This is a genomic window from Limnohabitans sp. YIMB22184 (assembly GCF_048020265.1).
Taxonomy (GTDB): domain Bacteria; phylum Pseudomonadota; class Gammaproteobacteria; order Burkholderiales; family Burkholderiaceae_C; genus Limnohabitans_A.
Map to the genome: position 1 here is coordinate 2,520,487 of NZ_CP171843.1, position 14,984 is coordinate 2,535,470.

9 protein-coding genes are annotated in these 14,984 nt (G+C 61.6%); 4 read left to right on the forward strand and 5 right to left on the reverse strand.

All coding sequences use genetic code 11. From position 1 onward, the window contains the following. The first annotated feature begins 89 nt into the window (after positions 1–89). From ACHEXL_RS11535 to ACHEXL_RS11545, 3 genes are all read left to right on the forward strand, one after another. Positions 90–1,718 carry a peptide chain release factor 3 gene (locus ACHEXL_RS11535; RefSeq protein ID WP_416559585.1) on the forward strand — a complete coding sequence of 543 codons (1,629 nt, stop codon included), beginning with the start codon at positions 90–92 and terminating at the stop codon, positions 1,716–1,718. 8 nt (positions 1,719–1,726) lie between these two features. Continuing rightward, a complete protein-coding gene (locus ACHEXL_RS11540; RefSeq protein ID WP_416559586.1) occupies positions 1,727–2,509 on the forward strand; it encodes an HAD-IIB family hydrolase in 783 nt (260 codons plus the stop codon). Between the two features lie 64 nt (positions 2,510–2,573). After that, complete coding sequence (locus tag ACHEXL_RS11545) at positions 2,574–3,737, forward strand: methyltransferase (RefSeq protein ID WP_416559587.1); 1,164 nt, start codon at positions 2,574–2,576, stop codon at positions 3,735–3,737. A gap of 33 nt (positions 3,738–3,770) precedes the next feature. Here ACHEXL_RS11545 and ACHEXL_RS11550 read toward each other — a convergent pair whose 3' ends face one another. The 3 genes from ACHEXL_RS11550 to ACHEXL_RS11560 form a co-directional block, all read right to left on the reverse strand. Then, on the reverse strand, positions 3,771–10,067 hold the full coding sequence (locus ACHEXL_RS11550) for an excinuclease ABC subunit UvrA (protein ID WP_416559588.1): 6,297 nt from the start codon (positions 10,065–10,067) through the stop codon (positions 3,771–3,773). Positions 10,068–10,206: 139 nt separating this feature from the next. Further along, positions 10,207–10,398, reverse strand: coding sequence for a hypothetical protein (locus ACHEXL_RS11555; protein WP_416561349.1), 192 nt, complete (start codon positions 10,396–10,398; stop codon positions 10,207–10,209). 86 nt (positions 10,399–10,484) lie between these two features. Next, positions 10,485–12,248, reverse strand: a complete 1,764-nt coding sequence (locus tag ACHEXL_RS11560) for an MFS transporter (RefSeq protein ID WP_416559589.1) — start codon at positions 12,246–12,248, stop codon at positions 10,485–10,487. 242 nt (positions 12,249–12,490) lie between these two features. Here ACHEXL_RS11560 and ACHEXL_RS11565 point away from each other — a divergent pair, with 242 nt between their 5' ends. Next, entirely contained in the window at positions 12,491–12,745 is a 255-nt protein-coding gene (locus tag ACHEXL_RS11565) for a DUF4212 domain-containing protein (protein WP_416559590.1), read from the forward strand. 5 nt (positions 12,746–12,750) lie between these two features. On the opposite strand, the gene ACHEXL_RS11570 is transcribed toward ACHEXL_RS11565, so the two are convergent. Then, positions 12,751–14,196 carry a serine/threonine protein kinase gene (locus ACHEXL_RS11570; protein WP_416559591.1) on the reverse strand — a complete coding sequence of 482 codons (1,446 nt, stop codon included), beginning with the start codon at positions 14,194–14,196 and terminating at the stop codon, positions 12,751–12,753. Continuing rightward, positions 14,193–14,954: a metallophosphoesterase family protein gene (locus ACHEXL_RS11575; RefSeq protein WP_416559592.1), complete on the reverse strand. Its 762-nt coding sequence runs from the start codon at positions 14,952–14,954 to the stop codon at positions 14,193–14,195. The genes ACHEXL_RS11570 and ACHEXL_RS11575 overlap by 4 nt, the downstream gene beginning before the upstream one ends. Positions 14,955–14,984: the final 30 nt, after the last annotated feature.

Sequence of the window (14,984 nt, forward strand, 5' to 3'; positions counted from 1 at the left end):
GGCCCGGTAAAATCCACCCTTTCGCCAGCCCGCCCGGGCCTGGCCACCACGGCGGCAATGAGCCGGCCGCACGACCTTCAGGACCCCTTGTGACCTACGCCAACGAGACCCGGCGCCGCCGGACCTTTGCCATCATTTCCCACCCGGATGCGGGTAAAACCACGCTGACCGAGAAACTGCTGCTGTTTTCGGGCGCGATCCAGATCGCCGGTTCGGTCAAGGCCCGCAAGGCCTCGCGTCATGCGACGTCTGACTGGATGGAAATCGAAAAGCAGCGCGGCATCTCGGTGGCTTCATCCGTGATGCAGATGCTGTACCGCGACCACGTCATCAACCTGCTCGACACGCCCGGCCACAAAGACTTCTCTGAAGACACCTACCGCGTGCTCACCGCTGTGGACTCGGCGCTCATGGTCATTGACGCCGCCAACGGTGTGGAAGCGCAGACCCGCCGCCTGATCGAGGTCTGCCGTCAGCGCGACACGCCCATCATCACCTTCGTCAACAAGATGGACCGCGAAGTGCGCGACCCGCTCGACATCCTCGACGAGGTCGAGCGCGAACTGGGCATGCCCTGCGTGCCCATGACTTGGCCTGTGGGCCAGGGCAAGAGCTTTGGCGGCATCGTCAACCTGCGTACGCAGGCCATGACAGTGTTCGACTCCGGCAGCGAACGCCTGCCGCAAGACTTTGAGACCATCCCGCTGACCGAACAGGCCCAGCTGGCCGAGCGCTTTGGCCTAGAGTGGCAAGCCGCCATGGACAGCATGGAATTAGCCACCGGCGCATCACCCGCCTTCGACCAAGCCGCATTCTTGGCAGGCAAGCAAACGCCTGTGTTCTTTGGCTCCGGCGTGAACAACTTCGGTGTGATGGAAGTGCTGGACGCCTTGGTCGACCTGGCCCCCGCGCCCAAGCCCCGCACCAGCAACCTGATCGTCAACAAGCAGCCCGTGGTCAAAGAAATCCAACCCGAAGACAGCGCGTTCTCGGGCGTGGTGTTCAAGGTGCAGGCCAACATGGATGCCAACCACCGCGATCGCATTGCGTTTGTGCGCATGGCCTCGGGCAAATACACACCCGGCATGAAACTCAAGGTGCAGCGCACCGGCAAAGAGTTACGTCCCACCAGCGTGGTGACCTTCCTCTCGCAACGGCGTGAAGCGGTCGATGAAGCCTACGCGGGCGACATCATCGGCTTCACCACCCACGGCGGCGTGCAGCTGGGCGACACCATCACCGACGGAGCCAACCTGCAATTCACTGGCCTGCCTTTCTTCGCGCCCGAACTCTTCATGACCGTGATCCTGAAGAACCCGCTGCGCACCAAGCAACTGCAAACCGGCCTCGATCAACTCGGCGAAGAAGGCGCGATCCAGGTCTTCAAACCCGAAATCGGCGGCCCCATGCTACTGGGCGCGGTGGGCCAGCTGCAGTTTGAAGTGGTGCAACACCGCCTCAAAGCCGAGTACGACTGCGACGTGCGATTGGAAGGCTGCCAGTACACCGGCGCCCGCTGGATCACCGCCGACACCCCGGCCGAGCTGCGCGAGTTCACCAACGCCTACCCGCAACGCATGTCGCTGGATGCGGCGGGCACCTTGGCGTATTTGTGCACCAGCCCCTACGACGTACGGCTGGCGCAAGAGCGCTTTCCCAAAATCCACTTCCACCCGCTGCGCGAGCATGCAGGCCTGGCGCTGGGCAGCGCAGGCTGACCACCGACATGCAGCTGCTGCGCCACTGGTCGCCCGGCCACATCGTCGGCGTCTTCACCGACATCGACGACACGCTGACCACCGAAGGAGCCATCACGCCTGATGCCTTGCAAGCAATTGCTGATCTGAAAACGGCTGGCCTGCATGTGGTGCCGATCACCGGGCGGCCTGTGGGCTGGAGCGAGCCGTTTGCGGCCAGCTGGCCGGTGGACGCGATCGTGGCCGAAAACGGCGCAGTGGGACTGCAGCATACATACGCACAGGGCTTGCGCAAGCTGTACCAACAAGACGCTGTCACACGCAGCGCCAACTTGGCCCGCATGCAAAACGTGCTCAGCCTGATCGAGCGCAACGTGAACGGCGCCGAGCGATCGCAAGACAACGCAGGCCGGGAAACCGACATCGCCATTGACCACAGCGAGTTCACGCATCTGCCACAACACGCCATCGACGAAGTGGTGCGCATGATGCAAGCCGCAGGCATGACCGCCACCGTCAGTAGCATCCACATCAACGGCTGGTTTGGCACCCACAGCAAACTCACTGGCGCCCGCTGGATCGTGCGCGAGCTGTGGGGCCGCGATCTGAACGCCGAAATCGACCGCTGGGTTTATGTGGGAGACTCCACCAATGATCAGGTGATGTTTGAACACTTTCCGCACAGCGTGGGCGTGGCCAATATCCGACGCTTTGAGTCGCAACTGACCCACCCACCGCGCTACATCACTCAAGCCGAGCGGGGCGCCGGCTTTGCCGAGCTGGCCAGCCACCTGCTGAGCTGTCTGCGCTGAAACTCCGTTTAACCTTCTGCGTGGCCACCTGCGCGATACCTACACACACCGATTGGACCCGCGCATGAACGCCCCCACCTTGTTGACCTGGTCTGAAAAAGACACTGCCCGCTCTGCCCTGTGGCGCTCCGATCAGGTGCTGCCAAAAACCGTGGTGCTGGCCGACGACACCATGACCGCCGATACCGCCTTTCGCCTGGCCTGCGCCGGCACAGGCTTGCTGTGGCGCAGCGATTTCCAAAATGCACGGCAAATGCTGCAGGCCCTGACACGGCGCATCGACAAGCCCAAAAAAGTTCGCGCCAAAAAGCCCGGCACGGACACGCCCAACCTGCCCGGTGCGGCCTTCCACACCCACCGCCAGGCGCAAGCCCAGCGCACCCGCATCCTGAGCCAGGTCTTGATCGAGTTGAACGGCGATTACGGCATTGAGCTGCGCCGTGCCCCTGATGCCAAAGCCGCTTGCACCCAAGCTTTTGGCCTGGCCAATGGGCAAAACTCGGTGATCTCGTTGCGCAGCCTGCAAGGGGTGATTGGCGCCTTCGAATGGCGCAAGAATGGCGTGGAGGTCCCCGCCTTGGGCGAGGCCTTGCGCATTTATCCACACTACGGCGTGTTCTCGCCGGTGCGCGGTGAGTATGTGGAACTGGTCGCCAAGGCGCCGCTGCCCGAAGCGCTCAAAACCCACACCGTGGCTTTTGACATCGGCGTGGGCACGGGCGTCTTGTCGGCCGTGCTGGCTCGGCGGGGTGCTGCGCAGGTGGTGGGCACCGACATGTCAGAACGCGCTTTGGCCTGCGCCCTGGACAACCTGCAACGCCTGGGCTTGCAAAATCAGGTTCAACTGCTACAGACTGACCTGTTTCCGCCAGGCCAAGCGGCGGTGGTGGTCTGCAACCCGCCCTGGCTTCCAGCGCGACCGACTTCACTTTTGGAACAAGCGGTTTATGACGAAGGCAGCCTCATGCTCCAAGGTTTTTTGAAAGGCCTGCCCGCTCACTTGTGCGAGGGCGGCGAAGGCTGGCTGGTCTTGTCCGATCTGGCCGAACACCTGGGCCTGCGCACCCGCGAAGCCCTGTTGGGCTGGATCGAAGAAGCGGGCCTGCAGGTGCTGGGCCGCATGGATGTGAAGCCTGTGCACGGTAAGGCCCAGGACGCTGCCGACCCACTGCACGCCGCACGCTCGGCCGAAGTGACCTCACTGTGGCGCTTGGGCGCGGCACGCTGACCTCACCCCCACCCACGCAGGACTGCCCCGCTTTCAAACCCGCGCCAACACCGGCCCCAGCGCCACCCCCGTGTGGGTGCCCAGGCGCACCAAGTCCTCGGGCGTGGCAGCGGCCACGATGCGGCCGCCGGCATTGCCGCCTTCCGGGCCCAGGTCGATCACCCAGTCGGCTTCAGCGATCACATCCAGATCGTGCTCGATCACGACCACACTGTGGCCCGCGTTCACCAAGCGGTGCAGCACGCTGATGAGCTTGTCCACGTCGGCCATGTGCAGGCCCACCGTGGGTTCGTCCAGCACATAAAGCGTGTGCGGTGCCTTGTTACCACGCTTGCCCACTTCGTCCCGCACTTTCGTCAGCTCGGTCACCAGCTTGATCCGCTGCGCTTCGCCGCCACTCAAGGTGGGTGAAGGTTGGCCCAGCGTGAGGTAACCCAAGCCCACATCTTTGAGCAGCTGCAACGGGTGCGCGATGCTCGGCATGGAGGCAAAGAAGTCCACTGCTTCGTCCACTTCCATCTGCAGCACATCGCCAATGCTTTTGCCGCGCCAGGTCACCGCCAGGGTTTCGGGGTTGAAGCGGGCGCCACGGCAGGTTTCGCAAGGCACTTTCACATCGGGCAAAAAGCTCATCTCGATGGTACGCATGCCCTGACCTTCGCAGCTGGGGCAGCGGCCTTCACCGGTGTTGAAGCTGAAGCGCCCAGCCGCATAGCCGCGCGCTTTGGCTTCCAGCGTTTCGGCAAACAGCTTGCGCACCGTGTCCCAAAAACCAATGTAGGTCGCGGGGCAGGAGCGCGGTGTTTTGCCGATAGGGGTTTGGTCCACTTCGAGCACGCGGTCAATGGTTTCAAACCCTTGCATATCGCTGCACGCACTCAAGGACACGCGCTGGCCGGCGTCTTGTGCGGTGCGCCCGGCAAAAGTGGAGCGCTGGCTGACCAGCGCCTGCACATTGGCCAACAACACGTCGCGGGCCAGGGTGGATTTGCCGGAGCCGCTGACGCCGGTGACGGCGACCAGGCGCTTGAGGGGCACCTGCACGTCCACTTTTCGGAGGTTGTGCAGATTGGCCCCCGTCAAGGTGAGCCATTGCAAATCCACACCACCCGCAGCTTCTGCGTGGGGCGATGGCGTGGGCGACGATTTTGGCGTACCCCCGCCATATGAGGAGCCCAGGGCATTGTCCCACGCAGAAGCTTCCACCACACGCCGAGCCTGCATCGGATGCTTCATCGCGTGCAACAAATAACGTCCGGTTTGCGAATCGGCAGAGGCCGTGATGTCGGCCACCGAGCCCTCAGCCACCAAGCGGCCGCCGCGTTTGCCCGCGCTCGGGCCGATGTCGATGATGTGGTCGGCGCGGCGGATCGTGTCTTCGTCGTGCTCCACCACCACCAAGGTATTGCCCTTGTCGCTCAGACTTTGCAAAGCGTTGAGCAAAATCCGGTTGTCGCGGGCATGCAAGCCAATCGTGGGCTCGTCCAGCACATAGCACACGCCCTGCAGGTTGCTGCCCAGTTGCGCGGCCAAGCGGATGCGCTGCGCCTCGCCGCCCGACAGTGTGGGTGCACCCCGGTCGAGCGTGAGGTAACCCAAACCCACTTCTTCCAGAAATTCCAGGCGGCTTTGGATCTCGGGCACCAGGTCGCGGGCGATGTCGGCATCACGCCCCGTGAGTTTCAGCTTGTCGACCCAATGCCGCACGTCGGTCACCGACAAACTGGCGATGTCGGTGATGCGCCAACCTTGGCCCGGCGCAGAACCGAGCCTCACAGCGCGTGCCGTGGCGTTCAGGCGGGTGCCTTCGCAAGTGGGACAGGCCACATTGGCCAGGTCTTCGATCTCCGGCTCGGCAAAGCTTTGCTCGCGGCCTTTGTTCTTGTCGTCTTGCACCGAATCGTCAAACACCGAGCGCTCGTCCTTGCTGAGCTTGACGCCCGTGCCCACGCAGTCGGGGCACCAGCCGTGTTTGCTGTTGTACGAAAACAAGCGCGGGTCGAGTTCGGCATATGAGGTGTCGCAGGCGGGGCAAGCCCGCAGCGTCGAAAACACACGGTGCTGGCCAATGCGAGCGGTGGACTCGCCGCTGAACATGGCTTCGCGCAAGCCATCCAGATCGCTGAGCACATGCACCACGCCTTTGCCGTGCTCCAGGGTTTTGGCCAGCGCTTGGCGCAACGCCGTCTCGTTGCTGGGCAGCACATCGAGGCTGGCCACGGGCAGCTCAATGTTGTGCTCTTTGAAGCGGTCGATGCGCGGAAAATCTTGTGTGGGCAAAAAGTCGCCATCGACGCGCAAGTGCGTGTAGCCCCGCGGCCGCGCCCAATCGGCCAGCTCGGTGTAAACGCCTTTGCGGTTGCTGACCAGCGGGGCCAGCAGGCCAATGTGCTGCCCCCGGAACTGCGTCATCAGCTGCGCCACGATGCTGTCGGGCGTTTGCGGCTGCACCGGCGTGTTGTCGTGCACGCAATGCTGAATGCCCAGCTTGACATAAAGCAAACGCAAGAAATGCCAGACCTCGGTGGTCGTGCCTACGGTGGATTTGCGGCCGCCGCGCGACAGCCGCTGCTCGATCGCCACGGTGGGCGGGATACCGTACACCGCATCCACCTCAGGCCGACCTGCCGGCTGAACGATGGAGCGGGCATAAGCATTCAAGCTTTCCAGGTAGCGGCGCTGGCCTTCGTTGAACAGGATATCAAAAGCCAACGTGGATTTGCCCGAGCCGCTCACACCGGTCACGACGTTGAACTTACCACGCGGGATGTCGACGCTCAGGTTTTTGAGGTTGTGCTCTTTGGCGTTGACGATCTGGATGTTGTTGTTCAACAGCGGGGCGCGTTTAGCAGGCATTGCCGAATACCCTGCGGCCTCGCGACCTCGAAGGCTCGCCAGCGAGGCTGCGGTGTCAGCGGGTGACGATTTCGGTGTACCCCCGCCGTATGAGGAACCCGCTGACACCGCCGCCTCGCCCCCACCAACGTACACATCCGCACTCGACCGCTCAGCCACACCCAACACCTCGCCCATGGACTCGGCGTATTCACGCAACGCCTGGCCGGTGTGCGATGTCGCGTGCTGGCGCACGTCTTCGGGCGTGCCCTCGGCCACGATCAGACCCCCGGCATAACCACCCTCTGGCCCTAGGTCGATCAGCCAATCGCTGGCGCGGATCACGTCGAGGTTGTGCTCGATGACAATGAGCGAATGCCCGGCTTCGAGCAGCTTGCGCAAAGCCCGCATGAGCTTGGCGATGTCATCAAAGTGCAGGCCTGTGGTCGGCTCGTCAAACAAAAACAGCGTACCTTTGCGCGCCAGACTCTGACGGCTCTTGGAAGCGCTTTTGGCGGCCTCGGCCAAGAAGCCTGCGAGCTTGAGGCGCTGCGCCTCACCGCCCGACAAGGTGGGCACAGGCTGGCCCAGCTTCACGTACTCCAGGCCCACATCCACGATGGGCTGCAGGGCGCGGATCACGTCGCGGTCATGCGCGAACAAAGCGGCTGCTTCGCTCACCGTCAAGTCCAGCACATCGGCCACATTCAGATGGCGCGGCTGCGCCTGACCCAAGGCCTGACGCTCGACGGTGATCTCCAGAATCTCGGGGCGGTAACGCTTGCCATCGCAGTCGGGGCAGCGCAAGTACACATCGCTCAAAAATTGCATCTCAACGTGCTCAAAGCCCGAACCGCCGCAGGTCGGGCAGCGGCCATCGCCGCCGTTGAAGCTGAACTTGCTGGCGGTGTAACCGCGCTGGCGCGACAGCGGTGCGGTCGCAAAAATTTCGCGGATCGCGTCCCAAGCGCCCACATAACTCACCGGGTTGGACCGGGCGGTTTTGCCAATCGGCGACTGGTCCACAAACACCACATCGCTCAGGTGGTCAGCGCCCAAAAGGCGGTCGTGTGCGCCGGGGGTTTCGGTGGCTTTTCCAAAGTGGCGCATCAGCGCCGGGGCCAGCACGTCCTGGATCAAACTCGACTTGCCCGAGCCACTCACGCCGGTGATGGTGACCAGGCGCTGCAGCGGAAAATCGACGCTGATGTTTTGCAGGTTGTGCTCGCGTGCGCCTTCCAAAATCAAACGGGGCGTGCTGTCGGTGACCATGCGCTTGAAGCCCAGGCCGACTTGTTTGCGCCCACCCAAATAGGCACCTGTGAGTGTGTCGGCGTTGCGCAAGTCGGCGGTGGTTCCGTCGAACACAATCTGACCGCCGCGCTCACCGGGGCCTGGGCCCATGTCGATCATGCGGTCGGCGGCCAGCATCACGGCCGGGTCGTGCTCAACCACGACCAGGGTGTTGCCCGCGTCGCGCAGGCGGTGCATGGCCAAGGTGATGCGGTGCATGTCGCGAGGGTGCAGGCCGATGCTGGGCTCATCCAGCACAAACAGGGTGTTGACGAGGCTGGTGCCCAGGGCGGTGGTCAGGTTGATGCGCTGGACTTCGCCGCCGCTGAGGGTTCGGCTTTGGCGATCGAGGGTAAGGTAACCAATGCCCACGTCGCACAGGTATTTGAGGCGGGTGGTGATTTCTTCCAGCAGTAGTTGCAGGGCTTTTTGTTCTGCGCTTGGGCCTTGTGTTGATCCTTTTACGTTTGCCTCTGTGGTTTCTGCTGAGGTTCGGTCTGCATCAGAGCGGGGGGCGGGCTCCTCATACGGCGGGGGTACGCCAAAATCGTCGCCCGCCCCCCGCTCTGACTCAGACCTTGTGGTCGATCGATCGTCTAGAGACTTCTCGCTCGCTGTTTCCATCGCCGTCTTGGTAACTCCGTGTGTCGGTGGGCTTGCACCTGCCCCTACGGCGGCTGGCCCGGGTGACGATTTCGGTGTACCCCCGCCGTATGAGGAGCCCGGGCCAGCCGCCGAAGAGGCCTCACCCACAGACGCATGCCCAGATGCAGACAACCGGTCAAAAAACAAGCGCAAACGGTCCAGCGGCATGATCATCATGTCGTGCAGGCTCAAACCCGGCAACGCCTCCAACTGCGCACGGGTCCACTTCACACCTGCTGGCATGAAACGCTTCTCCACGGGCAAGACCCCATCGGCATCCGAATGGCTGCCAATGCGCCAGAGCAAACTCTCGGTCTTCAAGCGTGCGCCATGACACGTTGGGCACTCGGTGTAACTGCGGTACTTGGACAAGAGCACACGGATGTGCATCTTGTAGGCCTTGCTCTCCAGGTACTCAAAAAAGCGCTTCACGCCATACCACTGGTGGTTCCAGCGGCCCTTCCACTCGGGCGAACCGTTGATCACCCAGTCTTGCTGCGCTTGGGTCAGCTTGTCCCAGGGTGTGTCGCGCGGAATGCCTGCTGCCTCGGCATGGCGCATCAGATCGTCCTGGTTTTCTTGCCAGGCGGGCGTTTGCAACGTCTTGATGGCCCCGGCCCGCAACGTGAGCTTGGGGTTGGGGATGACCAGGCCGTAATCCACCCCGATCACCCGCCCAAAACCCCGGCAGGTCTCGCACGCGCCCACGGCCGAATTGAAGGAGAACATCGACGGGATCGGGTCGGTGTAACGCTGGTCGCTGTCGGGGCAATGCAGGCCGGTCGAAAAGCGCCAGATGTCGAAGGCGGCTTCAGAGGAAGCAGCAGCGGAGAAATTGGGATCTGACCCCGATTTCTCTACATACACATTCAGGCGGCCACCGCGTTTGAGGGCCACTTCAATGGCTTCGACCACGCGGGCTTTTTCGGCGGTGCCAATGCGAAAGCGGTCAGCGATCACGTCGAGCACTTTGCGCGGGCCGGTGGGTGTGGCCACTTCGCGCTCGGCTTGCACCTTGGTGAAGCCGCTGGCCGACAGCCATTGCTCGACTTGCTCGGCACTGGTGTTGGCGGGCAACTCGACCGGAAAGGTCAGGTACAGGCGTGGGTCGCCCGCTTGCGCGGCACGCTGGGCCAGTTCGGCGTAAATCGTGTCGGGGTTGTCGTGGCGCACGGGCTGCGCGGTGTCTTTGTCAAACAACTGGCCAAGTCGGGCGAACAACAACTTCAGGTGGTCGTTCAGCTCGGTCATGGTGCCCACGGTCGAGCGCGAACTGCGCACCGGGTTGGTCTGGTCAATCGCAATGGCCGGAGGCACGCCTTCGACCTTGTCCACCGCCGGTTTGTCCATGCGGTCCAGGAACTGGCGGGCGTAGGCACTGAAGGTCTCCACATAGCGGCGCTGGCCCTCGGCGTACAAGGTGTCAAACACCAGACTCGACTTGCCCGAGCCACTGGGGCCGGTGACCACGGTCAACTCACCCGTGCGGATGTCCAGATCGATGTTTTTGAGGTTGTGCTGACGGGCACCACGGATGCGGATGAGACCTTGGGACATAGGGCGGGCTTTGTGGGATGAAGGCCAAACATTCTAGGTCGCAGGCGGTGACAATTCTGGCGTCCAAAAGAAAAGCCACGCACAGGCGTGGCTTTGGACGGATCGCCTGGGACAAGCCCTGACGAACGCGGGTACTGGCTTACTTGGCTGCGCTGGCGTCGGCAGCCGGTGCGGCAGCAGGAGCAGCAGGCGCGTCTGCCTTGGCGGGCTCCACATGCACAGCATCGGCACCGTGTTTTTCACCGCTCATGTCCAGGCTGTCGCCGCCTTTACCGATCACGTACAGGGCCAAGGCCGCAAACACCGCAAAACCCACAGCAATTTTCCACATCATTCATCTCCATTCATGAAAAAGGCCCTCCACAGAGGGAAGGCCTTGAATTTAGCACCCGAGTCACCCCGGGTAGCTTACAAAGATCAGTCGTCAGCGTAGATGTCGACGTCTTTGGTTTCCTTGATGAACAAGCCACCGATCACGACGGTTGCACCGGCGATGATGATCGGGTACCACAAACCGTTGTACATGTTGCCGGTCTGGGCCACGATCGCGAAAGCGGTGGTGGGCAACAGGCCGCCGAACCAACCGTTACCGATGTGGTAGGGCAAAGACATGGAGGTGTAACGGATGCGGGTAGGAAACATCTCGACCAGCATGGCGGCGATCGGGCCGTACACCATGGTCACCAACAACACCAAGTAAGAGAGGATGATGATGACGGTGACTTTGTCGAACTTGGCCATGTCGGCTTTGACGGGGTAGTTGGCAGCCTTCAAAGCGGCGCCCAAGTTAGAAGCCAGCAAGGTGGCGCCAGCGGTCTTCTCGTTGCTCAAATCTTTGACGGACTTGGTCGCAGCTTCGATGGCCTTGGCGTCCTTGGGTTCAGCCGCATTCAGAGCAGCCAGTTTTTCCTCGGCCTTGGCCTTGGCAGCAGCCACGTCTTCAGCAGAGTACTTGACTTGCACAGTGGTCTCGCCCACTTTGATGATGGCGGGTGTACCGGCAGGAGCGGCTTCGTTGGAGTAGCTCACCGAAGCACCTGCCAGGCGTTGCTTGGCAATGTCGCACGAAGAAGTGAATTTCTTGGTGCCTGTGGGGTTGAACTGGAACGAGCACTCGGCGGGGTCAGCGATCACCACCACTTGCGATGCAGCTTGGGCTGCAGCAAGGTCGGGGTTTGCAGCTTTGGTCAATGCCTTGAACACAGGGAAGTAAGTCAAAGCAGCCAACAAGCAGCCAGCCAAGATGATCGGCTTGCGGCCAATCTTGTCAGACAGCGCACCGAACACGATGAAGAAAGGTGTGCCGATGATCAGGGAAATCGCGACCATGATGTTGGCGGTTGCGCCGTCGACCTTCAAGGCCTGGGTCAAGAAGAACAAGGCGTAGAACTGACCGGAGTACCAGACCACGGCTTGACCAGCAGTCAGACCGACCAGGGCCAAGATCACGATCTTCAGGTTTTTCCACTGGCCGAAAGACTCGGACAGAGGGGCTTTGGACGTCTTGCCTTCGGCTTTCATTTTCTGGAAAGCAGGCGATTCGTTCATGCTCAGACGGATGTAGACCGAGATGATCAACATGATGATCGAGACAATGAACGGCACACGCCAGCCCCAGTCAGCAAAAGCTTCTTCACCGATGGCCGTACGTGTACCCAGAATCACCATCAACGACAGGAACAAACCCAAAGTCGCTGTGGTCTGGATCCAGGCGGTATAAGCACCGCGCTTGCCGTGAGGGGCGTGTTCGGCCACATAAGTTGCAGCACCGCCGTACTCACCGCCCAGCGCCAAGCCTTGCAGCAAACGCAGGCAGATCAAGATGATGGGCGCGGCCACGCCAATGCTGGCGTAGTTGGGCAAGATACCCACGATGAAAGTGGATGCACCCATCAGCAAGATGGTCACCAAGAAGGTGTACTTGCGACCGATCATGTCACCCAAGCGGCCAAACACCAAAGCGCCAAAAGGACGCACGATGAAACCGGCAGCAAAAGCCAACAACGCGAAAATGAAAGCAGAGCCTTCATCCAGGCCGCTGAAGAATTGTTTGGCAATGATTGCTGCCAACGAACCGTAAAGGTAGAAGTCGTACCACTCAAACACGGTACCCAGAGAAGAGGCAAAAATCACCTTCTTCTCTTCCGCCGACATCGGTCGGTTTTCTGCTGTTATAGCCATGAAGCTGTCTCCAAAAAAGAGTCTCCGACACGGAAACTTGGCGCGATTCTTGGGCGTGGCACTTGCCCCCGTCTGACAGCGAACCAACACATACTTACAGAACAAGTAGAAACCCTTGATTTTTTTGTCGCCATGTGAAATCAGACGGATTCTCACGGGTAATCCCTAGCTTGGGTGACGCCGATAATGCGGATCAGATCGCACCGTTGAGCCACTTATCCCTTGTGAACACAGGCCCTGCCATGCCCACCCACCCAAAAATTCGCCTGTTTTCGGGCGTACTCCTGCTGTCATGGTCCTTGGCCGCCTTCGGCTGGGTCTGGTTTGCGAGAGACCTAGACATCAAGATCGGTGAATGGCCCATCAACTTCTGGATGGCCGCCCAAGGCAGCTTGCTGCTGTTTCTGGGGATCACCATCTTGAACGCCTGGTATTTCAACCGCCTTGACAAAAAAGCGTCCGAAGCAGAGGAACAAGCCTCCAACACGGCGCATTAAACGCATCAGGCGTCCAGGTTTGCCAGCTGCTCAAAGGGCAGGCTCTGCTTGACCAAAATCACCGTACAAGGCGCCTGCATCGCCACCTTGATCGGGACGGTGGCCAGCACGCGCTGCATGGACAAGCCGTGCGTCGCCGCCCCCAGGATGACCATGTTGACCTGGTTACCTTCGGCATAGCGCAGCAAGGCCTGCGCCACATCACCCGACTCCAACACATGAAAGGAAGTCTGGTGCCCATCTAGATCAAGGGGTTGCGCCCATTGCTGCAAGCGGCTTAGGTGCCACCGGTGCACTTGGGTTTCGCCTTTGTCCGCCTCGGTGCTGCTGGTCTGGCTCGGTGAAATCACGGTCACACAGGCCAGACGGGCACCCGGGCGAATGCCCAGCGAGCGCGACACGGCTTCGCGCAATGAATACAAAGTGGCATCGCTCACGTCGTGGTGCGGAACCGCCACCATGATGATGGGCACTTGCTCGATCTGCCGGACGGGCACGGGGCTCGGCCGGTAGGCCATGCCGCTGGCCCGGACCCAGCGTTTGAAATGCGTCCAGAAACCCGTGCCCTGCGTGTTGCGGCCCCGCTCGGTGACCCTCACCTGCTCGGGATGGGTCAGGTCAAAGGCCAGGTGCGAGGCCGACGGGTAGCGCTCTGCAGCCACCGGCGCCAGGCAGCGCAGGATCACTTCCTGCAGCCACTCCGGCAAGTCAGGGTGGTGCTTGCGCGGCGGGACCGGGTCCATCCACAGACGTTGACGCAGGCCCGCGGCGGTTGCAGGCTCGCCAAAAGGCAACTCGCCCGTGGCCAGTTCGTACAGCATCACCCCGATGGCGAAAATATCGCTGCGCGGATCGCCCCGCACCCCCACCACCTGTTCAGGGGATATCCAGACGGGCGAACCCACGGCTTGGCGCAGCTCTTCGGCCAGCAAGTCCGGCAAATGCGCGTGGCAAGACAAACCAAAATCCAGCAACACCGCGACACCATCGGGGCGGATCAAAACGTTGGCAGGCTTGAGGTCCAGGTGGCAAACATTTTGCTGGTGCAGACTGTGCGCCGCACGCGCCATGGCCGCACCCAAAGCGGCCATCCTGGACACGGTCAGGTCCTGACGCTGATCGAGCCAGTGCTGCAGCGTCCTACCCTCGACATACTCCATCACGAGATAGGGCAAACGGGACAAATCGCCTGCGGCCACAAAGCGCGGCACATGGGGACCCTTCAACTCGGACAGGATTTGCGCCTCGACTTCAAAGCTGACGATGTTCTCGGCGCCATCGGCCGCTGTCATGCGCGGAATTTTCATGGCCATGAGGAACTCGGCCTCTCGGCGGCTGCCATCGGCCAATGGGGCATACACCACCTTGTAAATGTGCGCCATGCCGCCCGCATGCAAACAGGCTTGGATTTGAAAGCCGTCGATCAGATGTCCAGGATTGAGAAGTTTCAACGCCCAAGCTCCAGCCGTTGTGCAAAATATTCAGGCAAATCAACCCGACGAATCGCTGCAGACGCTTCGGCATGGTTGTAAGGCACCCGGTGAAACGTCATTTTCTGAAGCGTTCGGTCGTAGGTCGCATACATGGCACGCGGGTCACCATCGCGTGGTTGGCCACATGAGCCCACGCAGGCCACCATGGGTCTGCGAAAAGGCGTGGGCACAGGCATGCCCGGCGTCGGCTCAAACCGCATCAAGTTGCGCCCGGTGCCTTGGTAGTACAAGGTCTGGTGGTGCACATGGCCCACCAGAACATGGGGACCTTGTTGTTGGGCCAAGGCCTGGTCCAGGCATCGCCCAGCAGCGCCCTCGCCGTCCACATAACGCCAGGACGCCGGCCGATCTGCACTGGCGTGTACCAGCAAAAACCCGTCACCGGACACCGTCAGCGGCAAATCGGCCAAAAAAGCCCGGTGCGCCGCACCCAATTGTGCGTGGGTCCAGGCCGCACCTTGCGCGCCCGCGCTGGCATCTGCGGCCAAAGACGCGGGTGGGTTCAAGGCCATCTCGTCATGGTTGCCGCGCAGCACCCACGCCCCTTGGGCAACCTGTGTCATCACCTCATCGAGCACCGCCACCGGGTCTGCACCATAGCCCACCAAATCACCCAAGAAAGCCAGCTGATCCACCCCTTGCTGACGCGCATGCGCCAGACAAGCCTGCAAGGCCTGCCAATTGGCATGGATGTCTGAAATCAGGGCCAGCTTCATCGGGTGTCTCCAAGCGCATGATGCCAGCAC